Genomic DNA, 23,412 nt, shown 5'->3' with positions numbered 1-23,412 from the left:
CCGAGGAAGTAGATAAATGTCTCATTTGTACAACGCACTGGGTCGCGCTCTGGTATTTGGCGCAGCGGTGGCCTTGAGTGCCTGCGGTGGTTCCTCGTCAAGCAGTAACAGCGGTTCAACGCCTAGTGTTGATAACGGCGTTGAGCAAGCCATTGATGGCAACGCCGACACCCTGCGCTTTATTTTGCTGGGTGACAGCGGCAGCGGCAGCGATGGTGCTTATGCAGTCGGGCAGGCGATTGAAAAAGTCTGTGCGGCTAGGGGGTGCGACCTTGTCCTGGGATTGGGCGATAATATCTATGAGTCCGGGGTGAGCTCGGTGATGGATAGCCAGTTCGAAGAAAAGTTTGAACAGCCTTTTGCCCCCGTTGATCTGCCGTTCTATTTTGTTTTGGGTAACCACGACAACACCGAATTTTTCGGTGGCGATGGTGCGGGAAATGCCAACGGTGATTTCCAGGTAGATTACCATTATCGCGACAGCGAACACCCCGATGCGCCCCGCGCCAGTGACCGCTGGAAGATGCCTGATCGCTACTACCGTTTTACTCAGGGGCAGCAGGAAAATGGCCAGCCCTTGGTGGAGTTCTTCGCCATTGACTCCAGCCAGGTGGCTGGCGGTTTCCCCGATAGCGATGAAAATTACGCCTACAACAGTTACGGTCTGGCACAGGCGCGTTGGTTGAAAGCGTCAATCGATGCCAGTCAGGCTAAATGGAAAATGGTCTTTGCTCACCACCCTTATGTTTCCAATGGCAGCCACGGTAACGCCGGTAACTATGACGGCGTCCCCGGCTTCTTACTGCCGGTTCTCGCGGGCGAGCGCTACAAGGCCTTCTTAGAAGAAACCATGTGTGACCGTGCCGACTTTTTCTTTGCAGGCCACGACCACGACCTGCAGTGGCTAATGCCGACGCCATCGTGTGGAAAGACGGAGTTCATTCTATCTGGCGCGGGAAGTAAAACCCGCAGCCTAGTGCGGCGCGACGAAAACCCCGTGTTCTACGAGCGCGGCGACAGCTACGGGTTTTTCTGGGTAGAAATCAAAGGCGACCGCATGCGTGGTGAGGCCTATGAGGTTGATCCCAATGGCCCTGCTTTAGGACTGGGGTCGCTCTCCGACCCCCAGCCGGCGTATGGCCGTCAAACACCGCAACAGCCCTCACAGGGGCTGGCGGCAAGCGATGCCTTTAGCAACCCTTTGCAGGGTGATCCGAGCTTTGATGTGTCGTCGGAGCAGGGCAATCTCGACCCTGTGCAGGAGCAATTGCGCGCTGGTTTTGATGGCTTGGCTGCAGCCGTACCTGAAGAGAATTTGGCGGCAGTGATTGCCTCTCTGGGCGCTGCGACGGAAGGCTTGATTGAAGTCGTGGACGCTCTGGCAAGTGGCGTCCAAGCTGCTGCGACAGAGCAAAACCCGGAATTGATACTGGCGGGTTCTGCCAGGGCGTCGCAGGCATTGCTGTACTCGTTGCAGCAGTTGCAAGCCATTGCCGACCGCGATGATTTACCCGCACCGTTTGACCAGTTAGCGCCAGCACTGGATGCTTTCAAAGCCGCCAACAACCAAGATGGTGAGCAGCAGCCCGCGGACCTGCGCAGTTTGACTGACCCGCTGCGGGGCCTGGCTGGCAATATTCAGGGCATTGTCGATGCCATTGAAGAAGAGGCCGGTATCGTCCCGGTGGTTGGTGGCAGCTTTGCCCTGCTGTCCGAGCTATTGCTGGACGTGGGCCGCAGCATCGACGCCATCGGCAATGTCAGCGTTAGCGAGCTTGGGCAAGTGCTGTCTTCTACCGTGGAAGACCTGTTGAATAATATTCTCGTGGGTGTGATCCCCATTGAGCAGTTTGCGCCGGCTGAAGTGACTCAGGCCATCGGTTTGGGGCCAGCCTTCCTGAGCAGCGCTTTGCTGGCAGTCACCCGAGAATTGGGCTTCCATATTGATAACTTGCTGTTGTCTCAGTTGGATCCGCTGATCGGCGCTCTGGATCAACTGCTGTTGCGACCGCTGTTTGATGCCTTAGCGGGACTGTCTGAATTCTAGTGAGCAGGTACGGAGCAGTTTATCGAGATCGATGTGCTGCTCCACGCTGTCGGCAATGCGGTCTAGATTCGTTTCTATGACCGCGTCGTAATTGTAGGCAGCCTGCTCGGTGGCACCAGCCCAGCTGAGCAGCTGTTGCCGAGCGTGGTCGTCGTCGAACAAGCCGTGGATATAGCTGCCCAGTACTTGTCCGTCTTCGCTAATGGCGCCATCAAGGTGACTTCCCAAATCGGCAAAATGGCGCTCGAGGCCGGCGCCCTCACTGACCCCGGCGTGAATTTCATAACCGCGAATTGAGGTCGCTTTACCGTTTAGATAGCAGTGCCCGCTGACTTGGCGCAGGGTTTTCTCGCTGGCCAGTGTGGTGGTGATATCAAGAAGGCCTAAGCCCTCACTGCTACCGGCTGGGCCTTCAATACCCAGCGGGTCGTGCAGTTCACTTCCCAGCATTTGAAAGCCGCCGCAAATCCCCAGCACTTTGCCACCGTAACGCAAATGACGTTTGAGCTGATCGGCCCAGCCATTGTCGCGCAGCTGTTGTAAGTCAGCGCGCACGCTTTTGCTGCCGGGCAGGATGAGTAAGTCGCAAGGCGGCAGTGCCTCGCCCTTGCGCACAAAGCAAAGGTCAACATTGGGGTGCAGGCGAAGGGCGTCGAAGTCGGTGTGATTACTGGTGCGGGGCAATACCGGTACCGCCACCCGCAAACTGACACCCTCGCGAATTTGCTGGGTATCAATGGCATCCTCGGCTTCCAGGTGCAGGTCGTGTAAATAGGGCAGTACACCTAATACCGGCTTGCCGGTGCGCGCTTCCAACCAGTCCAATCCGGATTGCAGCAGGGCAATATCGCCGCGAAAACGGTTGATGACGAACCCAACAACCCGCGCTTGTTCACTTGCTGACAACAACTCCAGCGTGCCCACTAAATGCGCGAAAACGCCACCGCGATCGATATCCGCAATAAGTATCACCGGGCAGTCAACCGCTTCTGCAAACCCCATATTGGCAATATCGTTAGCGCGCAGATTGATTTCAGCAGGGCTGCCGGCGCCCTCCACCACAACCCAGTCGTATTGTTGAGTAAGGCGCTGGTGGGATGACAATACTGCCTTTCGCGCAGTCGCTTTGTAGCCGTGGTAGTCCTGCGCCTCCATATTGCGCAGGGCCTGCCCGTGAATAATGACTTGTGCACCGGTGTCACTATTGGGTTTAAGTAGAACGGGATTCATATCGCTGTGGGGCGCTAATCCGCAAGCCCGCGCCTGCACCGCCTGAGCGCGACCGATTTCCTTGCCATCGGGGGTGACGGCACTGTTAAGCGCCATATTCTGTGGCTTAAACGGCGCGACATTTACCCCGCGGCGGTGCAGGGCGCGGCACAGTGCGGCAACGAGAACGCTTTTGCCGGCATCGGAGGTGGTACCCTGAACCATTAGCGTATTAGTCATCGTCTGCCTCGTGCTCGGTTTGCCAGCCATCCTCCATAATGAGTGTGTGGAGGGGGCGGCGTTGATCCCACTGCGCTGTCTCCAGCATTGGGCGGTCGTAAAATTCCTCTACGGGTCCCAGACACAGCAGGGCAATGGGGTGGCTACCCTCCGGCATTTTTAATAGTGCCTTCAAGGGTTCTGGCTCAAATAGCGATACCCAGCCCATGCCCAGGTTTTCGGCGCGTGCAGCGAGCCAAAGGTTTTGAATGGCGCAGGCGGCGGAAGCCAGGTCCATTTCCGGCAGTGTGCGGCGGCCGAACAGGTAGCGCTCTCGCTGGTCGCACAGTGCCACCACAATGAGTTCGGCGCAGTCGCGTATACCTTCTACTTTTAATTGTAAAAACTCACTACCGCGTTCTTCCAGTGCCTCGGCTGAGGCAGTGATTTCCTGCTGCACCAGTTCATAGAGTTGTTCCCGGAGCCGGGGTTTACGGATGCGGATAAATCGCCAGGGCTGCATGTAGCCAACGCTGGGCGCTTGATGTGCGGCGCTTAGCAGGCGTGTCAACGTGGTGTCGTCAATCTCACCACCGGTGAAGTGACGCATATCTCGCCGCGCGGCAATCACACGATAGATGGCGTCGATATCGTCGCGGCTAAAGTCAGTTTTCATTGCCAGTATGTCGCTGAGTACGGGGAATAAAAACGCGTTGGCCTTGGTCTTCGAGTACGGTAAGCGGTTGCCGATACAGTTTTTCCAGGGCGGGGGCTTGCAGCATGATCGAGGCGTCTCCCCAGCAAGCATTGCCGTCGGGGTAGAGCAGCAGGAGTTGGTCGCAGTAACGCGCTGCCAGGTTGATATCGTGCAGACAAAGCAGAACGGCATTTCCCTGCGCGGCCTGTTCGCGCATCATCGACATAACGGCGACTTGGTGGTGAAGATCCAAGTGATTGCCGGGCTCGTCGGCCAGCCAAATATTCGCTTGCTGGGTCATGGCGGTGGCAATGGCAAGGCGCTGTTTTTCGCCGCCGGACAGGCTGCTCACCAGGCGCTGCTCCATGCCACTTAACTCCATGCGCGCCAGTGCGGCGCGAGCGATCTCAAGGTCCTCGGCAGACTCCATATCCCAGGCACTTAAAAACGGGTGGCGGCCGATCATCACCGATTCCATGACCGTTGCCGGGAAGCTGTCTGAGCGCTCCTGAAAAACAACCGCCATTTGCTGGGCGATTTGGCGCCGGCGCAGCCGTTGAATGGCCGAACCTGCGAGATATACCGTACCTTTACGAGGTTTTCGCAGCCCGGCCAGGGTATGGAGTAGGGTGGTTTTACCCGCGCCGTTGGGGCCGAGAACGCCCCAAACTTCGCCGCGCTGAATCGCAAAGTTAAGCTCGCTGCCATCGCTGCGACCCGGCACATCAATGCAAAGCTGGGCGGCTTGTAACAAGACCTCGCTCACTATCGGCTCCGGTATAACAGTAGCAAGAAGGTGGGAACGCCGAGCAGGGCGGTGATAACGCCAACGGGCAATTGCTCTGGTGCGATGATGGTTCTGGCCAGCGTATCTGCCAAGGTGAGCAGTGCACCGCCTGCCAAGGCGCAGGCGGGGAGAATCAGCCGCTGGTCATTCCCCAATATCAGCCGCAGCATATGTGGCACGACCAAGCCAACAAAGCCGATGCTGCCGGCGGTGGTGACCGCCAATGCGGTGAGTAGGCTGGCGGCAATATAAATACTCCACTCCATGGGCTTAACGGCAACGCCCAGCGCCGCTGCTTGCAGCGGGCCGCGGGCCATTGCATTGAGGCTGCGCCCGAGTGGCAGCAAAAGCAGAGACAGAGCGAGCAGGGTCGTCAGCGCTGGCCAGGGGCTGCGAGCATAGGCGAGATCCCCCATCAGCCAGAACAGCATGCCGGGCAGACTTTCGGTGGGGGCAATGGCAAGCATAAAGGTGACCACGGCTCCCCATCCCGCGGCAATAACCACACCGGTAAGCAGTAAGCGTGTGGGTGTCCAGCTGCCGGTGCCGTGGGCTAAGCCGAATACCGTGATCGCCGATACAATGGCGCCGATGAATGCCGAGCCTGAAACCGCCGCACTGCCCAGACCAAGCAGCATGGCGCTAAGGGCGCCCACTGCTGCGCCGCCGGAAAGGCCGAGCACATAGGGGTCCGCCAGCGGGTTGCGCAGCAGCACTTGCATAAGTGCGCCCGCCACGGCCAGTAGCCCGCCGGTGGCAAACGCGGCGAGGCTGCGCGGCAATCGCAGGTCGAATATCAGGGTGCGGTGCAGGGGTTCCCCCTCTCCTTGCAGCACTGCCCACAGCTCCGCGGTACTAATGGCGACACTCCCAGTGCTTACACTAAGCGCAACGGCCAGCAGCGCGCCGAGGCTGAGCACGGCGAGTGCGGGTAGCAGGCGCGGGGTGTGATAGCTAGCGGCGGCCACGTGCGGTGTCCAGATGCTGGCACAGCATACGGGTGCCGCTGAGGAGTCTTGGTGTTGGCCGTTGCAGAGTAGAGGGCGGAATAAAGAACAGATTATCTCTCTGCACGGCCAGTAGGCCTGAGTAGGAGCGCCAGTCGTCCAGCCAGTTGCGATTTTCTTCTCCCATGCCGCCGGCGATAATGGCTTCGGGGTTGGCCGCTAACACGGCCTCGTGGTCGATGCGAGCGGCCAGACGCGGCAGGTTGCCAAAGACGTTTATGCCGCCGCACAGGCGTGTCGCTTCGCTAATTAGGTGTTGGTCGTTAACCGTCATTAAGGGGTTGACCCAAATTTGCTGAAAAACGCGCACGGACTCCGCGCTCTGGTACTGCTTGCGTAAGGCGGCGATGCCTTGGTCAAAATGCTCGGCGGCGGCATTTGCTGCGGGCTCGCTGCCGGCCAGCTCGCCAAAACGGCGCAGGGTGCGACTAACGCCGTCAAAGCCGCGCAGCTCGCTGTAATACACCTTAAGCCCCAGTGCTTCGAGTTGCGCCAGTTGCTCTGTCGGGTTGCCGCTGTGCCAGCCAATTAGCAGATCTGGTTTTAAGCTGAGAATCGCTTCGAGGTCAAAACGGTTGTAGCTGCCCACTCTTGGCAGGGCTTTCGCTTCGTCAGGGTAGTCACTAAAGCTGACGGCAGCGATCAATTTACCGCCCGCTCCTGCGGCATAGAGCAGCTCCGTCGCACCGGGTGACAGGGCGATAATGCGCGTGGCTGGGGCATCCAGACAAACTTTTACGTTGCGGTCATCGTCAACGCAGCGCTCACTGCCGGCGCTGGCTATATGCGCGAGCAGCAGGCTGAGTACGACAAGCAGGCAGCGCATCAATACTCCACGCCTTTTCTGGCCTTAATGCCCGCGCGGAAGGCGTGTTTCTTATCATCAATCATCGATACGGTGTCGGCCAGTTCTTTGAGGGCCGGCGGCGCACCGCGGCCAGTAATAATCACGCTCTGCTCCCGAGGGCGGTTGCGCAGCGCTTCGTAGACTTCCTCGGCGTCGATGTATCCGTACTTCAATATGTAGGTCAGTTCGTCGAGCAGCACCAAGTGTAATGAGGCATCGCTCAACAGTGTTTTTGTTTGCTGCCAGGCTTGCTGAGCGGCTTCGCGATCGCGTTCCCGGCTTTGTGTTTCCCAGGTAAAACCGGAGCCCATCACAATGAACGGCACCTCGGGGCAGCGCTGTTGCAGGAAATTTCTCTCACCGCAGTCCCAGGTCCCCTTAATGAACTGCACCACCGCGGCCTTGTAACCGTGACCAATACAGCGAATCACGGTGCCAAAGCCCGAGCTGGATTTCCCCTTACCCGGCCCGCTTAAGACGATCAGCACGCCGCGCTCTTCGGTCGCTTTCGCGACCTTGGCGTCGATCAGTGCCTTCTTCTTCTGCATGCGCTGTTGGTGGCGCTTCTCTTCTTCATTCATTGTGACGGAGCTCCATCGCAGTCTAAGCGTTCGCCTTAAGGGGCGTACGTCACGCTTAGCAGGGCTTCACGCCCAATTGACTCATAGTTACCGAGGCTGAAGTGTCTGGCGCTAACGTAGTCTTTGTCAAACAGGTTCTTTACCAGCAGTTGCAACTTGAGGCTGTCATTGATTTGGTAAGAAACTCCGGCATCGACCAAACCGTAGCCGGGCAATTCGTCGGTATTGCTGGTGTTTTCGTAGCGGTCACTGGTCAGGCGAACACTGGCGTTGACTCCCCATTGCTGCCATTGGCGGTCAACATCGATGTTCACCTGGCTGTCGGCGCGGCGGCGCAATTCCTTGCCCGAATTTTTATCTTCAGTATCCAGGAGGGTTGCATTGGCTTCGATATGCCACTGTCTTACTACGGTTGCTAAGCTTAGCTCCAGGCCCTCGATGCGTGCTGATTCAATTTGGTCCGGCCCGAAGGTGGCGGGGTTGTATTGAATGAGCATATCCACGTCATTGATGAAATAGTTGACGCTCCACTGTCCCCAGGCGTGTTTGCCGCGCAGCTCAAGCTCCCGGTTTTTTGAGCTTTCAGGCTCGAGGTTGGGGTTGCCGTAGCCGGGGTAGTACAGGTCGTTAAAGGTGGGCGCGTTGAAGCCCTCGCCGTAGGAGGCGATCAATTTCATGCCCATGGCTAAGTCCAATCCGGCGGCGGCGTTGCGGGTGTCGCTGGAACCAAATTGTTCATTGCTGTCATGGCGCCAACCCAGTGCGTAGTCGATGCGGCCATAGTCGGCTTGCCATTGCGCAAAGCCTGCGTTGTTCTCACGTTCGTCTTTGCCGTAGCTCAGCGTGCTGTCGACCTCGTCATTAATATGCTCGCCACCCAGGGTGAGTACGTGGTGTTTACCGAGCTGCCAATCATTCTGGGCAGTGAATTGTTTGCGAGTGGTTTCGAATACATCGCCGCGAAGATTCGCGGCAACCAACGCCGGGTCGCGATAGCGATAACGCATTTGGCTTTCATCGGTAGATTGGCCCGCGGTGAGTTTCAGTGCCCAGTTGTCGGCTAATTGAAATTCACCGCGCAAACCCGCGACGGTAACCGTACTGTCTGTGTAGGGCTCGCAGCCAAAGTTATTGGGAAACGGTGAGTAGCAGTTGGTGTCGTATTCGCTCTCACTGTCGCTGTGCTGGTACAGCGCGTGAACTTTAGCGCGTGCGTTAATGCGATGTGACACGCTGGCGTTGATAGCCTGCTGCTCAAAACCGTCGTCATCGCCGTGGCGCAGGGCCTTGCTTGTGGTGTTGTCGACGCCGTCAGTTTCCTCGTACAAACCGCTCAGGCTGAACTGAGTGTCAGCGTTTCCGCCGTTAACGGCAGCAACCGTTTTAACGGTGCCCTGGGTGCCTGCGCTAAGTTGTACAAAAGGTTTCACGCCATCGGTGTCGTGGTACTTCTTGGTGATGATGTTAATGACGCCGCCAATCGCCTCGGAACCATACAAGGCTGAGCGAGGCCCGCGGACAATTTCTACGCGCTCGATCAGTTCCGGTGGCAAGTTAGTGAGCGAAGGGCTGCCCAGTGTTGCTGAGCCTACCCGCACGCCGTCAACCAGCAACAGCGTATGATTGCTTTGGTTGCCGCGAACAAACAAACTGGTGGCAGAACCGCGGCCACCATTGCGCACGAAACTAATGCCGGCGGCGCGCGACAGCAACTCTTGCAAGTCTAGTGGTGCGATACGCTCGATATCGGCGCGCTCGAATACCGTGACCGGTGCCAGTACTTCGGCAATGCTTTGTTCGGTGCGTGTTGCCGTGACAACGGTAGTTTCTATTTCGCCGGCGCTGCTAATCAGCGGGCTGGATAAGGCTGCAAGCAGTGCAGTATTCGCAGCAAGTGGACGGATTTTCATGACTTACCTCAAAGCTAAGAAAAGGAAGCAATGAGGGAGGGATAGTGGTGATATACAAGTATATGACCGCTGATGAAGCCCTCCGCTACATCGGGTGATAACTGATTAGGCCGGTTCCGGGCTCTCACCAAAGGTGATTACCGTTGCGGGGGCAGCGTCGGTCTTGTCGAGTTATCGACTCACCGAACTTCCCGTTTAACCCTCAAACAAAAGTTTTTAGGCACCTAACTCAGGCGGCGCAACTCTATTCGGGCTAGGGGGCATTGTCAAATTGTATACATCGGCACGTTGCTATTAGCGTGCGAAGAATTTGCTTAGGGTTTCCAGTATGCTGCAGCGCTGCGAAGCGGTTATTTGATGTTGTGGGTCTTGCGGTATTGACCTGGAGACTGGCCGTGCCAGCGCCGAAAGGCGCGGGTGAAGCTTGCTGTATCCAGGTATCCGAGCTGGGCGGCGAGCTCTTCCAACGTCATCAGGGAGTTTTTTAGCAGTTGCTCGGCGAGTGAGCGTCGCTCGTCATCAACCAGTTGCCTGAAGCTGGTGTTTTCCTCTTCCAGACGACGACGCAGGCTGCGCGGTGACATCGACAGTGCGGCCGCCGTGTCTTCCAGTGTGGCGCTTAGCCCGAGTTGACAGAGGATTTGGCGACGGACTTGTCCGGCGGTTCCGGTTTCTTGTCGACGTGCCAATTGCTTGCGGCACTGGTCTTCCAGCATTCTCACCAGGTGGGGGTCGTAAGTGGGAAGCGGTCGGTCGGCGTCTTCCGGGGCGATTAACACGGCGGTTCGCGGTGCAGCGAAATTGGGGTTCCAGGCCGCTAAGGTCTCGCTTTTCTCAAGCTCCGCGGTTTGCAATAAGTCCAGCTCCACGGCTTGCACGGTAATGCCTGACAAACCGAGTTCACGCAGTAAATTGAGCGCAGTTGCCAAATCGCGAAGCTTCAGAAATTCCCTGAGCTCGAGTGGGATCGTATCGCCGTTGAGTACAACGCCGAAGTGCGTATCGTTGTCGATCAGGCTCAGTTGGCAGTAGGCAGTGCTTAGCGGCAGATAGCGCATGGCATGTTGCACGGCGTCTCGCAGGCTGCGGCAGGTGCGAAGCGTGAAGCCCCATAAGCCGAAGGTGGCGATGTTGTAGCGCAGGCCTAGTTCAAACCCGATGGCGGGGCTGCCGCCAAGGGCATGCATCACATTCGCGATGACCTGCATTTCCTGCTCGCGGGTAATCAGGCTTTCTGTTTCGGCAAGGTCGCTGCCGGAAATACCGGTGTTTCGCAGGCAGCATTGTTGGCTAACGCCGCGCTCGGCTGCAAAGTTCACCATGACCTGGGCCATGGTGATTGGGTGAAGAATATCCGCGGTCATCGCCCGGCCAGCTCCGTCTGCCGCTGCAGCCGGCACGCAATGTGTGGTGGTCTGCGATGCCCTGATGACGGCCAGAAATGCCCTTCTGGTTGAGCGAAGCGGTCTGTAGTGTGCTGGCCTGTCATCAATGCTCGGAGAATAATCGGTGGAAAAGAATCATAGCACAGCTAATCGGCGGGCTATTGTGGTGGCCAAGCGCTACATGGGAGAGTTTGCTTGGCCAACGGTGCTACTCACTATGTTGGTTGTCGGCGCGTTTATTGCGAATTTGGCACTGTTCATCGCCGGTGTGGTGCCCTGGTGGCTGGCGACGCTGGTGTATGCTGCGCTCACCTACATGGCGTACACGCCTTTGCACGAAGCCACCCACGCGAATATTCATGGTGATCATGCATCGTTGAAATGGCTAAACGATGCCTGTGGGTTTGTTGTTGCCCCCATTATTATGATCCCTTACGCATCGCACACGGTGGAGCACTTTACCCATCACCGCTATACCAATCAGCAGGGTAAGGATCCGGACTATATGCTCCACAAAATGGGCGACGGGTTGTGGGCCTTTCTGGTGACGGGACTGCAGTTTTTTTGGCTGCAAAACCGCTTCCTTTATGCGACCGGCTGGCACAAGGTGTCTGGCCGCGAGCGGCTGATTTATTTGAGTGAAATTGCGTTTTCTGTGAGCTGGCGTATTGCCTTGGTGGCGTGGGTGGCGACGCCAGCGATTGTTGCATTATTGATCGTGGGCTACTTCCTTGGTGGTTTCTTTACTGCCTACTGGTTTGCGTATCGCCCGCACCTGCCTTACCGCGACGCTGAACGCTACCGCAATACCTGCAGTATGATCATGCCGCGTTGGATGAAGCCATTTGAATGGTTCTGGCTGGGACAAAATCTGCACTCTATCCACCACCTATTTCCCCGCGTGCCGTTTTATCGCTATCACGCCGTTCACCGGGAAATTGAGCCGATTTTGCGCGCAGAGCAAACGCCGATTATCGGTATTTTTAGCCGCGAACCTGTGGAGCCTTGATGGGGGCTTGGTGGCAAATACCTCGACCTGCAGTCGGGGGCACGGAAGCCTGTGGTTTATTGGCCCGGAAGGGCCTTAAGCTGCCCCAGCAGCTGCCGGTTGATTGGCATGGCAATACCGTGTTGCTCTGCCACGCGACAGAGATAGCCCGTGATGTAGTCGATCTCACTGCGGCGACCGGACTCGATGTCTTGTAACATCGATGAGCGGTTGAGGGCGGTATTTGCGACGACTTCCAAGACTTGCTCCCGCAGGCCGTCAAAGACATCGCCCAGTTGCAAATGCGGCGCCAGGCAGAGAGCCTCGTCGATGACGCCGTGCAGTTGCTGAAGCGCCTGAGGGTTGTCCAGCAGCTCACCGTTGCGGCAGCGATACAGCGCCGTTAAGGGGTTGATGGCGCAGTTGATAATGAGCTTGCGCCACAGGGCTTGCTCGATGTTCGGGTCGGCGGTAACAACGAGCGGCCCGACGCTGAGCTCCTTCGCAAGGGTTTCATCGTTTGAGCCGCCGCCGAGCAGCGTGCGACCGCGACCCGCGTGCACGACCTGAAACGGGGCGGGGCGAAACGCCCCTTCCGTGGTGACGGCGTGATAGCACTGCAGGTCGGGCCGAAGTTTGAGCAATTCTTCACGCACACCCAGGCCATTTTGAAGCAGCACCACGCAGGCACCCGAGACCAAGCGGGGGCTGATAGACGCGACGGCTGACAAGCTGTCTGGCGCTTTGGTGGTAAGGAGTAAACGCGCTATCGGCGGGCCGTCTTGTTGACATGACTCTGCCGCCAGCGGCAGCAGCTCAGCACTCCCTGCGAGGGTCGCGAGGATTCCCCCAGCCATTCTAAACTGCGAAAGCCGTTCGTCGCTGCGTAGCAGCAAGGTGGTTGGCAGGCCGTGTTTAACGGCGTAGCTGGCCCACAGGCTGCCTATCGCGCCTGCGCCAAGTATGTGCCAATGTGAGCTGTGTGAAGTCATGGTGGCAGCTTACGTGATGGCTGCGGGGTGGAGCAACGGTGCTGTTTGCGCGCCCCAGCCCTTGTTACACTTGAGCCCGTTAATTTGTATAGGAAGAACTTGAATGCCGTCGTTTGATATCGTGTCTGAAGTGGATTTGCACACCTTTACCAATGCTCTGGATCAGGCCAACCGTCAGTTGGATACCCGCTTTGATTTTCGCGGTGTTGAAGCCAGCTTCGAGCGCGACGGGCTCAATGCCACGGTGTTGGCCGAGGCGGAGTTTCAGCTGACTCAGATGGAAGACATACTGCGCAGCAGCCTGGTCAAGAACAAGATCGACCCGAAGGCGATGGAACTGGGCGACATGGAAGGCTACGGCAAGCAAGTGCGGCAAAGGGTGACCATGAAAAATGGTTTGGAGTCGGATCTTTGCCGCAAGATCGTTAAGCTCATCAAAGACAGCAAGCTGAAAGTACAAAGCCAAATTCAGGGTGATCAGGTGAGGGTCACCGGCAAGAAACGCGACGACCTCCAGCAGGTTATGGCGCTGTTGCGCGATGCTGATCTAGAGCAGCCCCTGCAATTTAATAATTTTCGCGATTGATTGCACCGACCCCGGCCTCTGGGCCGCAGCCCAATAAAGGATAGGCAATATGCAGCCCCAGCCGTCACCGGACGTCACAGACCTGCCATGGTATCGAGCCATTTTTACGCAGCAGATGTTTATCTGCGTGCTGACCGGGTTGGCCTCGGGTTTGCCGTTGTATTTCCTTATTCAATTGGTGCCAGCGTGGCTGCGCAGCGAGGGAGTAGGGCTAACCGAGATCGGCTTATTTGCCCTGGTGGGCTTTCCGTATAACTGGAAGTTTGTATGGGCGCCGTTGATGGACCGCTATGTGCCGCCGTTTTTGGGGCGTCGGCGCGGGTGGATGTTGATCACTCAGATTGCTCTCATGCTGTCCATGGCCGCACTGGGTTTTATTGACCCGACAATGTCTGTCGGGCTGGTTGCCTATGTGGCGGCGGGGGTCGCTTTTTTTAGCGCCAGCCAGGATGTTGTGCTGGACGCGTATCGCCGCGAGCTGTTGAAGGACAAGGAGCTGGGGCTGGGCAACGCGATACATGTGCAGGCCTACCGCTTAGCCGGTTTGGTGCCGGGCTCTCTCGGAGTGATCATGGGGGACTACTTCCCCTGGAGTACGGTGTTCATGGTGATGGCCGGCTTCATGCTCATCGGTGTTGCGATGACCTTCTGGGTAAGTGAGGCCGGTGATGACAGCGCGGCGCCTCTTACTCTGCGCGCGGCGGTGGTCGAACCATTTAAGGAATTTGTACAGCGCAACGGGCTGGGCAGTGCCCTGTGGCTGCTGACGTTCCTGTTCTTGTACAAACTCGGTGACAATATGGCCACAGCGCTGTCGTCGCCTTTTTACTTGGATATCGGTTTTAGCCTCACGGAAATTGGCACGATCGCTAAAACTGCCTCGCTGACGGCCGCGATTATCGGCGGCTTGGTGGGCGGCGTGATTATGATTCGCCTGGGAATCAATCGCGCGCTTTGGCTATTTGGTGTGGTGCAGCTGCTCAGCATCTTTGGCTTTGCGGCGTTGGCGGAAATCGGGCCGAATCGCCTGGCATTAACCTTGGTGATTATTTTTGAATACCTGGGGGTGGGTTTAGGCACCGCTGCCTTTACCGCCTTTATTGCCAGGGCAACGACACCGGCCTATGCGGCCACACAGTTTGCTTTGTTCACTGCGCTAGCAGCGCTGCCGCGCACCTTTGCGAATGCCACCACCGGCGCTATTGTTGAAGTGGTCGGTTGGACGAACTTCTATTTGCTCTGTGCCGGCTTGGCGATCCCCGGTATGTTGATGCTGATTAAGGTCGCGCCGTGGTCGGCAGAGCGTTAATGCTGATCAGGCCACCGGCATCGCTGCCACGCGATTTTGCCGTCGGGTGAGGCACTGCCTTCATCAATTAGTCGTGAGAGCTGTCGACGATAAGCCTCAGAGTTGTGCGGAAAACTGATTTTTCCTTGTGCATTGATAACTCGGTGCCAAGGTAGGGTGTTCTTGTCGGGAAGTTGGCTGAGCTGGCGCCCAACCCAGCGGGCCCGGCCGGGAAGTCCTGCTTGGCGGGCGAGCTCGCCGTAGCTGCATAAGCGGCCAGAGGGGATCTGACTCAGCGCCAGCAGTAGCTGACGCCGAGCCTGGTCGGAGGACTTATTCGTCAAGGTTGCGAATGCGCTCCCAGTAGTCTTCATAGAAGAAGTCGACCTTTCCGGTTTCCAGCGAGTATTCCGCGCCCACCACCATTAGCTTTCCTTCGCTAATCAGCTGTTCCAGTGTGGATGAGCCGCTGCAAAGGTGCTCTACCGAGGTACGTACATTGGCGCGTACCGCCTGCTTAACCAGCTCCTCGGGGTTGTCTTTTAGCTCGGTGACTAGCAGGGTTTCCACCGCTGGGCGCACGCGCTTAACAATGGAGTGTAGGGCGGAGGTAGGGATTTTGGAGTTGCCACTTAGTGCGTCTACTGTGGCTTTGACGGCGCCACAGCGCGAGTGGCCCAGCACCACAACCAATGGCGTACCAAAATTAAGGGCGGCAAATTCAACACTGCCGATGCCGGAGGGGGCGACAACATTGCCGGCTACGCGAATAACAAACAGGTCACCCAGTGTTTGGTCGAACACCATCTCAGCGGGAACCCGCGCATCGGAGCAACCCAAAATAATGGCGAAGGGGCTCTGCTCCTCAACCAACTCGGGTTTTTTATTCGATATGTAGTCTTTGTTTTCAGTCAGCTTTTCAACAAAGCGGGTGTTGCCTTCTTTTAAACGCGCAAGCGCTTCCTGAGCATTGATCATTATCTACCTTTATATGTATTTTCTGTCGAGTGTTACAGCCAATCGCTGATCAGCACGCCAAAACCGACGCTCTGCAGCGAGTTATTGTATTCGATCAGGCTTTCGCCATAACCATTAAAGTATTTTACATAAGCTTTGATCTTGGAACTAATCGGAAAGCTCCAGCCGATTTCAACCGCACCACGATTGTCGCTGCGCAAGTTGTTGCGCAGCATGACGCTTAGTGTGCGGTCTTTCCACTGATAGAAGCCCATCCACTCAAAGTGGCCGAGATAAAATTCGATGTCTCGGTTGTCGTCGTCATCGGCGGCCTCGGGGATGCGGTACCAGGGTTTAAAGGTCATCGCGAAACGGTCGTGCTCAAATACCATATTGAGCATGATGCGATTCCAGCTGCGCGATAACGGCTCGCCGCGTCCGTTGGACTGATGGTTGAAAATTAGCTGGTTACCTACATTGCGAACCCCCTTCCATTGCCAGTCGTTGCTGTAACTGAGAATGAGCTCGGGCTCGTGGTTGGTTTCGCGAAATGGCGCAGAAAACTCTTTATTGTAGGCCTGCCAGAAGGAGCGGTTGGTATAGGCGCCGCTGAGAATACCGCCCCCGAGAATTCCTTTGGCGATATGTACTTTCACGCTGAGCTGGAACTCCATCTCCACGCTGTCGATATTCTCTTCTTTGATCGGCAGGGATGAGCTGTAATCGGCGCTATCGTCGCGCCAGGACAGGGGAAGTAAGTAATTGGCGCGGTGGGGAGTGAGGACAAAGGGGTTATCATCGGTGAAGCGCTCTAATGCAACGCGCTCTTCGACAACGCCCTTATTTTGTTTGCGAATATGCGCTTCGGCAGCATCGGGGCCTTGAAGGCGCTGTTGGCACTGCTCGCGCAACTGGCCGAGTGTGATCTCGTCGGAGGCGCTCTGGGTGGCCAGCGATAGACATTCTTCCATATCCATCGCCGGAGTTGGTGCATCCGAAGGTGCTGCGTAAGTTTTTGAAATATATAGGGTTAGCAGCAGGAATAAGGCGGCGCGAGCGAGGTGCATAGGGCTGAGCTCTCAAAGGTGGTAGAGGTCGCAGTGGCGTTGCTGACATAATAAGTTGTCAGCAAGGCGGGCACTAGGCGCTTTGGTTTTTTTTCTTTTATTGGGGCTAAAGACGGCACCATTTTTGATTCATCAGGTCAGCATAACTATGAGAGCCCTATTTAGTATTTTTGTCATCGCCCCCATTTTGGAAATGTGGCTGCTTATCGAGGTTGGGGGGCTGATCGGCGCCTTGCCTACGATCGCTTGTGTATTGCTAACCGCGTTAATTGGCGCCACCTTGCTGCGCCAGCAGGGTGTGTCTACGTTATTGCGTGCGCGCCAGCGCCTGGATCACGGTGAGTTGCCCGCCAGAGAGATACTCGAGGGCCTGATGTTGGCAGTCGGTGGTGCGTTGCTGCTCACACCGGGCTTTATCACTGATGCGGTGGGCTTTGTCTGCCTGATTCGCCCGCTGCGCAACGCGGTTATTGATCAGTTACTGCGCCGTGGCGTTATCCAGATGCAGGCCGGTGGCTTCAGCGCCAGTGGCGGCCCGCGCGGCAATTCTTCGGACGCCGAAGGGCGTCGCGAGTCTGGCCATATCACCATCGAAGGCGAATACCGAAAAGAAGACTAAAAAATTTCGCATTCGGCCCTTGAAAAGTATTTTCCCGCCCCCAATTACCAGAGCAGCCCACGGTGACTGGTTGTCCAGTCTGCGCGATGGGAAACCTGATGATTCCCGATCCGTGTGAAAGGGAGGTCGCCAAGTAGAAGTTGTCTACATGGTGGCGCCGGAGTGTCCGGTCAAATAAAAATCTGTTCATTGGTTTAATGGAGATTGATCAAGATGAAAATTCGTCCCTTATACGACCGTGTAGTGGTTCGTCGTAGCGAAGAGGAGCAGACCAGCGCCGGTGGTATTGTTTTGCCAGGTTCTGCCAAAGAGAAGCCGAATCAAGGTGAAGTATTGGCGGTAGGCGAGGGCAAACTGCTGGAAAACGGCGAGTTGCGCCCTGTTGGTGTCAAGGTTGGCGATCGCGTGATCTTCGGTCAGTACTCTGGCAACGCCGTTAAAGTTGACGGTGAAGAGCTGATTGTTCTCGGTGAGTCTGAAATTTTCGGCGTTATCGAAGGCTAATTTTTAGCACTCAATTGAATCAACGAATTAGTAGGAAGGTAAAACAATCATGGCTAAAGACGTAGTATTTGGTAACGAAGCTCGCCTGCGTATGGTGGCTGGCGTTAACACTCTGGCAAACGCGGTTAAGGTGACGCTTGGTCCCAAGGGCCGTAACGTAGTTTTGGACAAGTCATTCGGCGCCCCAACTGTAACTAAAGACGGTGTCTCTGTTGCCAAAGAAATCGAGCTTGAGGACAAGCTGGAGAACATGGGCGCGCAGATGGTCAAAGAAGTGGCTTCTAAAGCTTCTGACGACGCGGGTGACGGTACCACCACGGCCACCGTATTGGCCCAGGCCATTGTTAACGAAGGCCTGAAAGCAGTTGCTGCTGGCATGAACCCAATGGATCTGAAGCGCGGCATCGATAAGGCAATCGCGGCGGCAGTTGAAGAAGTTAAGAAGCTGTCTATCCCCTGTGCTGACAGCAAGGCCATCTCTCAGGTTGGCACCATCTCTGCCAACAGCGACAGCCACGTTGGTGAAATCATTGCTGAGGCGATGGAAAAAGTCGGCAAAGAGGGCGTTATCACTGTAGAAGAAGGTCAGGGCCTGGAAAACGAACTGGATGTTGTTGAAGGCATGCAGTTTGATCGCGGCTACCTGTCTCCCTACTTCGTGAACAACACCGACAACATGTCTGTTGAGCACGATAACCCCTTCATCCTGTTGGTTGATAAGAAAATCTCCAATATTCGCGAGCTGTTGCCGCTGCTGGAGAACGTTGCGAAGGCCAGCCGTCCGCTGGTGATTGTTGCTGAAGATGTTGAAGGCGAAGCCCTGGCAACACTGGTTGTTAACACTATGCGTGGCATCGTTAAAGTGGCTGCGTGTAAAGCGCCTGGCTTCGGCGACCGCCGTAAAGCGATGCTGCAAGACATCGCCATCCTGACCGGTGGCACCGTGATCTCTGAAGAAGTTGGCCTCGACCTGGAGCAAGCGACTCTGGAGCACTTGGGTACCGCTAAGCGCGTAACCATGGACAAAGAAAACACCGTGATTGTTGATGGTGCCGGCCAAGCGGGCGATATCGAAGCACGCGTTGCCGAGATTCGTACTCAGATCGAAAACACCAGCTCTGATTACGACCGCGAGAAGCTGCAAGAGCGCGTAGCCAAACTGGCTGGCGGTGTTGCGGTGATCAAAGTAGGCGCAGCCACTGAGATCGAAATGAAAGAGAAAAAAGCCCGCGTTGAAGATGCTCTGCATGCAACGCGCGCAGCGGTAGAAGAAGGCGTTGTTCCTGGCGGCGGTGTTGCTTTGGTTCGCGCAATCAGCAACTTGGCCGCGGTTGAAGGTGACAATGAAGACCAGCTGGCGGGCATTAACGCGGCGCTGCGTGCGATGGAAGCGCCTCTGCGTCAAATCGTGACTAACGCGGGTGACGAAGCTTCTGTAGTACTCGACAAGGTGCGCTCTGGCGAAGGTAACTTCGGTTACAACGCGGGCAACGGCACCTACGGCGACATGATGGAAATGGGTATCCTTGACCCAGCTAAAGTGACCCGTACTGCTCTGCAAGCTGCAGGTTCAGTGGCTGGCCTGATCATCACCACCGAGTGCATGATTGCCGACGCACCAAAAGAAGAAGCAGCTCCTGCAATGCCTGACATGGGCGGCATGGGTGGCATGGGTGGCATGGGCGGCATGATGTAAGCGTCCTGACATAGTCCCAGTAAGTGTCAAGAAGGCCCGCAAGCCTAGTGTTTGCGGGCTTTTTTATTGCCTTTCGAATGCAGGACGTAGCATAATGGTGCAGTAAAACGCAGGTATCGATGGGTACAAGTAGGGGTTACTTCGATTGGGCAACCAATCAAATCACCTTTTTTCCATCGCTATACCCTTGATAATACCCCTACTTGGATGGAAGAAATGAGCCTCACAGCGCTTGAAGTAAAGCGGGCGTCCTGCCCAAAAAGTCAAAAGCTATGTAAGAAATCTGATGGTAACGGACTGTTTTTATTAGTAAAAAACAATGGTTCGAAGCTGTGGCGGTTTCGATATCGGTTCTCCGGTACATATCAAGAACTCGCCTTCGGCAGATACCCAACGATACCCCTAGTTGAAGCTCGAAACATGGCTGCACGCGCTCGTGCTCAGCTAGTGCAGGGTATCAACCCTGCGGAAGAGCGGCGTGCGAGGAAGCGCGTTTCAACCACAGGTGAACGTGTCTTTGGAGCCGTTGCTCTAGTTTGGTGGGGGCGACAAAAGTCATCATGGTCCGCCGACCACGCTAGAAAGATAAATCGCTGGATTACCGTTGATATGAAGCCGCTGGCTAAGCTGCCGGTGGATGTCATTGATCAAGGTCATATCACCGAGTTAATGCTGTCGCTAGAAGCCTCGGGTAAACGGCGCGCGGCTCCAGTCATTCTATCGCTTATCAATCGCATATTTGGGTATGCACTGGCTCACCGCTACACGCGTAGCAATCCCGCTCAGGGTTTACCCCTCGGTGATGTTCTGAATCCAATGCCAAAAGTGACGCACCGAGCAGCCATCACTACTTCAATAGCTTTGGGTCAGCTCATTCGAGACATTGATCAAACCGACTCAGGTAGTTTTTGCACCGTAGAGGCGTTGAAACTGATTCCTCGATTGTTCCTAAGGCCTAAAGAAATAAGATGCCTCAAGTGGGAATATATCGATTTCGATCAAAAGTTGTTGGTCATTCCTGCTGAAGAAATGAAGCGTAGCCGTGATCACCTTGTGCCATTAGCGGATCAGGTTCTCGAGCAGTTGCAAGCTATTCAAAAAGTAACCAGTTACTCTTGGTATGTTTTCCCCAGTCTGTCCAATAGCGATAAGCCGATTAGCAAAAATGTCATGACGAACCGGTTGCGTAGCTTGGGCTACGCTGCTGATGTGGTATCGGCACATGGTTTCAGGAGTACTGCTTCAACGATCCTGCACGAGAGGGGTTGGCATCATGATGTGATAGAAACCCAGCTAGCTCATCTAGTCGGTACAGCTACCTCAAGGGCTTACAACAGATCAGAGTATCTCGCCGAGCGTACCAGGATGATGCAGTCATGGGCTGATCATCTGGATGCTTTACGTGATGGCACTGACATTGTCGCAATAGGGGCGCGCAGCCATGGATGAGAAATACGACGTTAAGAAAGATATCACGGAAGCGCGCAGAAAAATGCTCATGGCTGATGTAGCTACTGCTGAAGGTGAGGCAAGGCCTTATTTGGAGCACGCCAGGGGTAAGCTTTTGATGGGGAGTGATTATGGCTCATTCGGCGGATTGATGGGTACTACTGGTGCGTCAGTGAAGGACTTCGATAAGTTGACTTACCGAAATAGATCGATATGGGTAGCTTGTAGACTTTGGGCTATTTGTCAGAAGATCAAAAAAGACCCCAGTCCCGGGCCAGAAGCTGGGCAGGAATTGAATCGGTATGCTAATTGGTTATTGGCACTTCAGTCACACCGGGATAGAAGTTTTAAAGGGGGTAGTAAGCGGAAAGGGTACTCTGCAGATCTTGATGCGATCATCAAAGAGATTATTGGGAAAGTCCAGAGTGAAGATCCCCCCGTTATAAAAAATCAGGTATTTTTGCAGCTCCCTGGCTCAGATCTAGACGATGGTGTTATTGATAGTATTGGTAAGGAGCGAAATACGGTAATAGTTAATTGGTCTAGTGAGGCTGCAGGCGACATTTTGCGACGTAATTTGACTAAGGGCGCAATTGATAAAAGGGTTGAAAGGCTATTACAGGAGGCGGAGGCGTAGTTATGGCAAATGATGATGACCCAAAGGGTTTCAAGATAACGGGTGATGATGACTGGGAGCATTTCGTCGTCCCGCGAGTAAGGGTGAAGGATTTACTGGCCAAGTCCCGCGTTACTACGGTGAAGAGCCTGCCAAAGGACGCTTACGACCCTGAGTTTGACTTACCGGAGGCGCGAGCTAACTTCGCTACGAGGCATATTCGCAACCTGTCGCAGCGTAGGCGCCGACGGGACGAATTGATAGCCAAGTACCGCGAAGAGGTCGTAGTTTCCTTATATCCTGGCCGAAAGCCGGAATAGCATTGTACTTGTTGATAATTAACGCAGACGAAAAGGGACTTACTTATGAGGGGAACGATTGTAATTCTGATAGCAGCTGTATTTCTTTCAGCCTGTAGTCACACGGATATATATGTCGATCACAATACAAAGATTACAGGTCCGAAGGAAGTAGCACTCCATGGGCCGCGATCACCTTGGGTGCTCAAAATTGAGCATCAGCTGAAAAGAAGGGGGTTCACTGTGTTGCGATGGGCTAGCCAGCATCAGACTTTTGATAAGGTCTCGGAGGATAAAACAAACTTATACAATAGCGCGGCCACTCGATATATTGTTAGGGTTGAAGGTTCGACTTTTTATGGCGAGGCAAACCGGTGCTTTGGTGGTGGTTATAAATTCAACTACATAGTAGTGGACTTGGTCGACGTCGCGGAGAATAAGACTCTCGCCTCATTCAGTGGCAGTGGTTACTCAGAGGGTTGCCCACCGTTGTCTGGCTCTATTTTTCGCGATGCGGCGGAAACCGTCAATCAAGTGTGGGAAAATTGAAGTGTCGGAAATTTTCGTCAGGAGCCGATACAGCTATAGGAAGCTCACTCCTGACCCTTCCTCTTCATGGTGATTGTTAATTGATCGTTCTTGTGTTCGCTGCCTAGCTCGGCGCAGTCGCGCGGCTATCTCGTCATTGTGTGAGGTATTGGCGCTCTCAAATGCCTTTACGTCAGCATGCTTACCAATAAGCGCCAGCGCCTTCAGGGCGTTGGATGGGTCGAATTTGATTTCACCGGTGGGGTGGCCGTCACGATCCAGGATTTTCTCCACTTGCATGCAGCGTTCGTAGACTCGCCTTAATTCTACCAATACCCAGTCACCGCCAACACGCATTCGTTCAGCTCGTTTGCTTAGCTGTTCAGCCACGGCACTCTTCACCGAGGGTTTATTGAAAACAGCGGATGATGCAAAGCCAGCATCGGTGGCAGCTTGGGACTTGTTCATCGACTTCAGGTATAGGCTCACTGCGAGCTGTTCCTGAGGCTGTAGGTTGTACTGTTCCAATTCCATAAAACACTCTCTGATCGATGTTGACCGGGGGCTGTTTATCAGCTTTGAGGTTTGATTCACTGACACACTAAAAAGCGTAAAACATAGTATTTTAAAAAACTAAAAAACACAGTAACCATGGGGGTCCCCGGTGTTGTACATTTGGCACCATTTTCAGTTTTACGTTTTTCAGGGTGTCGGTATGGCTCTGAAAAACAGGATTCTTGGCTGTCAGTAGAAGGTCACCACCGGTGGGGTAGGCTGCTCGATCAGGGAGTAGAAAGACGCGTTTTTGTCACCTTTCTCTGAATCGCCACTAGTTCACTAGACGCTTTTCAGCCTCTTTTAAATACTGACGCTCATAATCTACAGGCGACAGCCCATTGTTGGAACCATGCTGTCGTTTTGTGTTGTAGAACATCTCGATGTAATCAAATATATCGCTCCTTGCTGCATCTCGTGTCGCGTATATTTTGCGCTTTATTCGTTCTCGCTTTAGTAACTGGAAGAAGCTTTCCGCAACCGCGTTGTCGTGGCAGTTGCCTCGGCGGCTCATGCTCCCCTCCAAGCCATGCTCTCTGAGAAACTCGCTCCAGTCATGGCTTGTGTATTGGCTGCCCT

At 55.2% G+C, this 23,412-nt stretch carries 23 protein-coding genes and 1 riboswitch; of the genes, 9 read left to right on the top strand and 14 right to left on the bottom strand.

Going from position 1 to position 23,412, the window contains the following annotated elements:
• The first annotated feature begins 16 nt into the window (after positions 1 to 16).
• Positions 17 to 2,047 carry a metallophosphoesterase gene (locus tag H573_RS0112125; RefSeq protein WP_036256713.1) on the top strand — a complete coding sequence of 677 codons (2,031 nt, stop codon included), beginning with the start codon at positions 17 to 19 and terminating at the stop codon, positions 2,045 to 2,047.
• Here H573_RS0112125 and H573_RS0112120 read toward each other — a convergent pair.
• The 8 genes from H573_RS0112120 to H573_RS0112085 all read right to left on the bottom strand — a co-directional run bounded on the left by H573_RS0112120 (position 2,024) and on the right by H573_RS0112085 (position 10,668).
• Positions 2,024 to 3,496 (bottom strand): cobyric acid synthase, encoded by a 1,473-nt coding sequence (locus H573_RS0112120; RefSeq protein ID WP_027874510.1) that lies wholly within the window; start codon positions 3,494 to 3,496, stop codon positions 2,024 to 2,026. The two genes, H573_RS0112125 and H573_RS0112120, sit on opposite strands and share 24 nt — an antisense overlap.
• A complete protein-coding gene (gene bluB / locus H573_RS0112115; RefSeq protein WP_036256711.1) occupies positions 3,489 to 4,151 on the bottom strand; it encodes a 5,6-dimethylbenzimidazole synthase in 663 nt (220 codons plus the stop codon). Before bluB ends, H573_RS0112120 begins: the two co-directional genes overlap by 8 nt.
• Entirely contained in the window at positions 4,141 to 4,938 is a 798-nt protein-coding gene (locus H573_RS0112110) for an ABC transporter ATP-binding protein (RefSeq protein ID WP_234701871.1), read from the bottom strand. Before H573_RS0112110 ends, bluB begins: the two co-directional genes overlap by 11 nt.
• A complete protein-coding gene (locus H573_RS0112105) occupies positions 4,938 to 5,927 on the bottom strand; it encodes a FecCD family ABC transporter permease (RefSeq protein ID WP_205618935.1) in 990 nt (329 codons plus the stop codon). The genes H573_RS0112110 and H573_RS0112105 overlap by 1 nt, the downstream gene beginning before the upstream one ends.
• Entirely contained in the window at positions 5,914 to 6,792 is an 879-nt protein-coding gene (locus H573_RS0112100; protein ID WP_027874506.1) for a cobalamin-binding protein, read from the bottom strand. The genes H573_RS0112105 and H573_RS0112100 overlap by 14 nt, the downstream gene beginning before the upstream one ends.
• Positions 6,792 to 7,394: a cob(I)yrinic acid a,c-diamide adenosyltransferase gene (gene cobO / locus H573_RS0112095; protein WP_027874505.1), complete on the bottom strand. Its 603-nt coding sequence runs from the start codon at positions 7,392 to 7,394 to the stop codon at positions 6,792 to 6,794. Before cobO ends, H573_RS0112100 begins: the two co-directional genes overlap by 1 nt.
• 35 nt (positions 7,395 to 7,429) lie before the next feature.
• Complete coding sequence (locus H573_RS0112090; protein WP_036256709.1) at positions 7,430 to 9,304, bottom strand: TonB-dependent receptor domain-containing protein; 1,875 nt, start codon at positions 9,302 to 9,304, stop codon at positions 7,430 to 7,432.
• A gap of 91 nt (positions 9,305 to 9,395) precedes the next feature.
• Positions 9,396 to 9,547: riboswitch (cobalamin riboswitch) on the bottom strand.
• Positions 9,548 to 9,654: 107 nt separating this feature from the next.
• Positions 9,655 to 10,668 (bottom strand): AraC family transcriptional regulator, encoded by a 1,014-nt coding sequence (locus H573_RS0112085; RefSeq protein ID WP_027874503.1) that lies wholly within the window; start codon positions 10,666 to 10,668, stop codon positions 9,655 to 9,657.
• Positions 10,669 to 10,813: 145 nt separating this feature from the next.
• Between H573_RS0112085 and H573_RS0112080 the strand changes: the two genes are divergently transcribed.
• Positions 10,814 to 11,698: a fatty acid desaturase family protein gene (locus tag H573_RS0112080; RefSeq protein WP_027874502.1), complete on the top strand. Its 885-nt coding sequence runs from the start codon at positions 10,814 to 10,816 to the stop codon at positions 11,696 to 11,698.
• Positions 11,699 to 11,754: 56 nt separating this feature from the next.
• On the opposite strand, the gene H573_RS0112075 is transcribed toward H573_RS0112080, so the two are convergent.
• A complete protein-coding gene (locus tag H573_RS0112075; RefSeq protein WP_051171264.1) occupies positions 11,755 to 12,669 on the bottom strand; it encodes a 2-dehydropantoate 2-reductase in 915 nt (304 codons plus the stop codon).
• A 103-nt stretch (positions 12,670 to 12,772) separates the two neighbouring features.
• Between H573_RS0112075 and H573_RS0112070 the strand changes: the two genes are divergently transcribed.
• Positions 12,773 to 13,255, top strand: coding sequence for a YajQ family cyclic di-GMP-binding protein (locus H573_RS0112070; protein ID WP_027874500.1), 483 nt, complete (start codon positions 12,773 to 12,775; stop codon positions 13,253 to 13,255).
• Positions 13,256 to 13,304: 49 nt separating this feature from the next.
• Entirely contained in the window at positions 13,305 to 14,564 is a 1,260-nt protein-coding gene (locus tag H573_RS0112065; protein ID WP_027874499.1) for an AmpG family muropeptide MFS transporter, read from the top strand.
• Here H573_RS0112065 and H573_RS0112060 read toward each other — a convergent pair.
• Genes H573_RS0112060 through H573_RS0112050 form a run of 3 tightly spaced genes read right to left on the bottom strand, consistent with a single transcriptional unit; the run spans position 14,561 to position 16,471 of the window.
• Positions 14,561 to 14,887, bottom strand: a complete 327-nt coding sequence (locus tag H573_RS0112060) for an MGMT family protein (protein WP_027874498.1) — start codon at positions 14,885 to 14,887, stop codon at positions 14,561 to 14,563. The two genes, H573_RS0112065 and H573_RS0112060, sit on opposite strands and share 4 nt — an antisense overlap.
• A complete protein-coding gene (locus H573_RS0112055; protein WP_027874497.1) occupies positions 14,877 to 15,521 on the bottom strand; it encodes a carbonic anhydrase in 645 nt (214 codons plus the stop codon). The genes H573_RS0112060 and H573_RS0112055 overlap by 11 nt, the downstream gene beginning before the upstream one ends.
• A 32-nt stretch (positions 15,522 to 15,553) precedes the next feature.
• Positions 15,554 to 16,471 (bottom strand): phospholipase A, encoded by a 918-nt coding sequence (locus H573_RS0112050; RefSeq protein ID WP_161624262.1) that lies wholly within the window; start codon positions 16,469 to 16,471, stop codon positions 15,554 to 15,556.
• Positions 16,472 to 16,715: 244 nt separating this feature from the next.
• Here H573_RS0112050 and H573_RS0112045 point away from each other — a divergent pair, with 244 nt between their 5' ends.
• The 5 genes from H573_RS0112045 (at position 16,716) to H573_RS0112025 (ending at position 21,472) form a co-directional block, all read left to right on the top strand.
• Positions 16,716 to 17,186 (top strand): FxsA family protein, encoded by a 471-nt coding sequence (locus tag H573_RS0112045; protein ID WP_027874495.1) that lies wholly within the window; start codon positions 16,716 to 16,718, stop codon positions 17,184 to 17,186.
• Positions 17,187 to 17,399: 213 nt separating this feature from the next.
• Positions 17,400 to 17,690: a co-chaperone GroES gene (locus tag H573_RS0112040; protein WP_027874494.1), complete on the top strand. Its 291-nt coding sequence runs from the start codon at positions 17,400 to 17,402 to the stop codon at positions 17,688 to 17,690.
• A 46-nt stretch (positions 17,691 to 17,736) separates the two neighbouring features.
• A complete protein-coding gene (gene groL / locus H573_RS0112035) occupies positions 17,737 to 19,386 on the top strand; it encodes a chaperonin GroEL (protein ID WP_027874493.1) in 1,650 nt (549 codons plus the stop codon).
• A gap of 216 nt (positions 19,387 to 19,602) precedes the next feature.
• Positions 19,603 to 20,835, top strand: coding sequence for a tyrosine-type recombinase/integrase (locus H573_RS0112030; protein ID WP_027874492.1), 1,233 nt, complete (start codon positions 19,603 to 19,605; stop codon positions 20,833 to 20,835).
• The gene (locus H573_RS0112025) at positions 20,828 to 21,472 is read left to right on the top strand and encodes a hypothetical protein (protein WP_027874491.1); all 645 of its coding nucleotides are present in this window, start codon (positions 20,828 to 20,830) and stop codon (positions 21,470 to 21,472) included. The genes H573_RS0112030 and H573_RS0112025 overlap by 8 nt, the downstream gene beginning before the upstream one ends.
• 860 nt (positions 21,473 to 22,332) lie before the next feature.
• On the opposite strand, the gene H573_RS0112010 is transcribed toward H573_RS0112025, so the two are convergent.
• Together H573_RS0112010 and H573_RS0112005 are read right to left on the bottom strand one after the other, a co-directional pair.
• Entirely contained in the window at positions 22,333 to 22,812 is a 480-nt protein-coding gene (locus H573_RS0112010; RefSeq protein WP_027874488.1) for a terminase small subunit, read from the bottom strand.
• Positions 22,813 to 23,107: 295 nt separating this feature from the next.
• A partial coding sequence (locus tag H573_RS0112005; RefSeq protein ID WP_027874487.1) for an IS3 family transposase occupies positions 23,108 to 23,412 on the bottom strand: 305 nt, incomplete at its 5' end.

Origin of the sequence: Neomelitea salexigens DSM 19753 (genome assembly GCF_000422345.1) — a bacterium.
Lineage (GTDB): Bacteria > Pseudomonadota > Gammaproteobacteria > Pseudomonadales > Spongiibacteraceae > Spongiibacter > Spongiibacter marinus_A.
Note: the sequence above shows the minus strand (reverse complement) of the source record. Positions and strands in the feature narration are given on the sequence as shown.

Coding starts and splice junctions, on each gene's coding strand:
- H573_RS0112040 (WP_027874494.1), top strand. CDS start 17,400: ATGAAAATTCGTCCCTTATACGACCGTGTAGTGGTTCGTCGTAGCGAA.
- H573_RS0112125 (WP_036256713.1), top strand. CDS start 17: ATGTCTCATTTGTACAACGCACTGGGTCGCGCTCTGGTATTTGGCGCA.
- H573_RS0112010 (WP_027874488.1), bottom strand. CDS start 22,812: ATGGAATTGGAACAGTACAACCTACAGCCTCAGGAACAGCTCGCAGTG.
- H573_RS0112025 (WP_027874491.1), top strand. CDS start 20,828: ATGGATGAGAAATACGACGTTAAGAAAGATATCACGGAAGCGCGCAGA.
- H573_RS0112070 (WP_027874500.1), top strand. CDS start 12,773: ATGCCGTCGTTTGATATCGTGTCTGAAGTGGATTTGCACACCTTTACC.
- H573_RS0112075 (WP_051171264.1), bottom strand. CDS start 12,669: ATGACTTCACACAGCTCACATTGGCACATACTTGGCGCAGGCGCGATA.
- bluB (WP_036256711.1), bottom strand. CDS start 4,151: ATGAAAACTGACTTTAGCCGCGACGATATCGACGCCATCTATCGTGTG.
- H573_RS0112065 (WP_027874499.1), top strand. CDS start 13,305: ATGCAGCCCCAGCCGTCACCGGACGTCACAGACCTGCCATGGTATCGA.
- H573_RS0112090 (WP_036256709.1), bottom strand. CDS start 9,304: ATGAAAATCCGTCCACTTGCTGCGAATACTGCACTGCTTGCAGCCTTA.
- H573_RS0112030 (WP_027874492.1), top strand. CDS start 19,603: ATGAGCCTCACAGCGCTTGAAGTAAAGCGGGCGTCCTGCCCAAAAAGT.
- H573_RS0112120 (WP_027874510.1), bottom strand. CDS start 3,496: ATGACTAATACGCTAATGGTTCAGGGTACCACCTCCGATGCCGGCAAA.
- H573_RS0112055 (WP_027874497.1), bottom strand. CDS start 15,521: ATGATCAATGCTCAGGAAGCGCTTGCGCGTTTAAAAGAAGGCAACACC.
- cobO (WP_027874505.1), bottom strand. CDS start 7,394: ATGAATGAAGAAGAGAAGCGCCACCAACAGCGCATGCAGAAGAAGAAG.
- H573_RS0112085 (WP_027874503.1), bottom strand. CDS start 10,668: ATGACCGCGGATATTCTTCACCCAATCACCATGGCCCAGGTCATGGTG.
- H573_RS0112050 (WP_161624262.1), bottom strand. CDS start 16,471: ATGGAAGAATGTCTATCGCTGGCCACCCAGAGCGCCTCCGACGAGATC.
- H573_RS0112045 (WP_027874495.1), top strand. CDS start 16,716: ATGAGAGCCCTATTTAGTATTTTTGTCATCGCCCCCATTTTGGAAATG.
- H573_RS0112100 (WP_027874506.1), bottom strand. CDS start 6,792: ATGCGCTGCCTGCTTGTCGTACTCAGCCTGCTGCTCGCGCATATAGCC.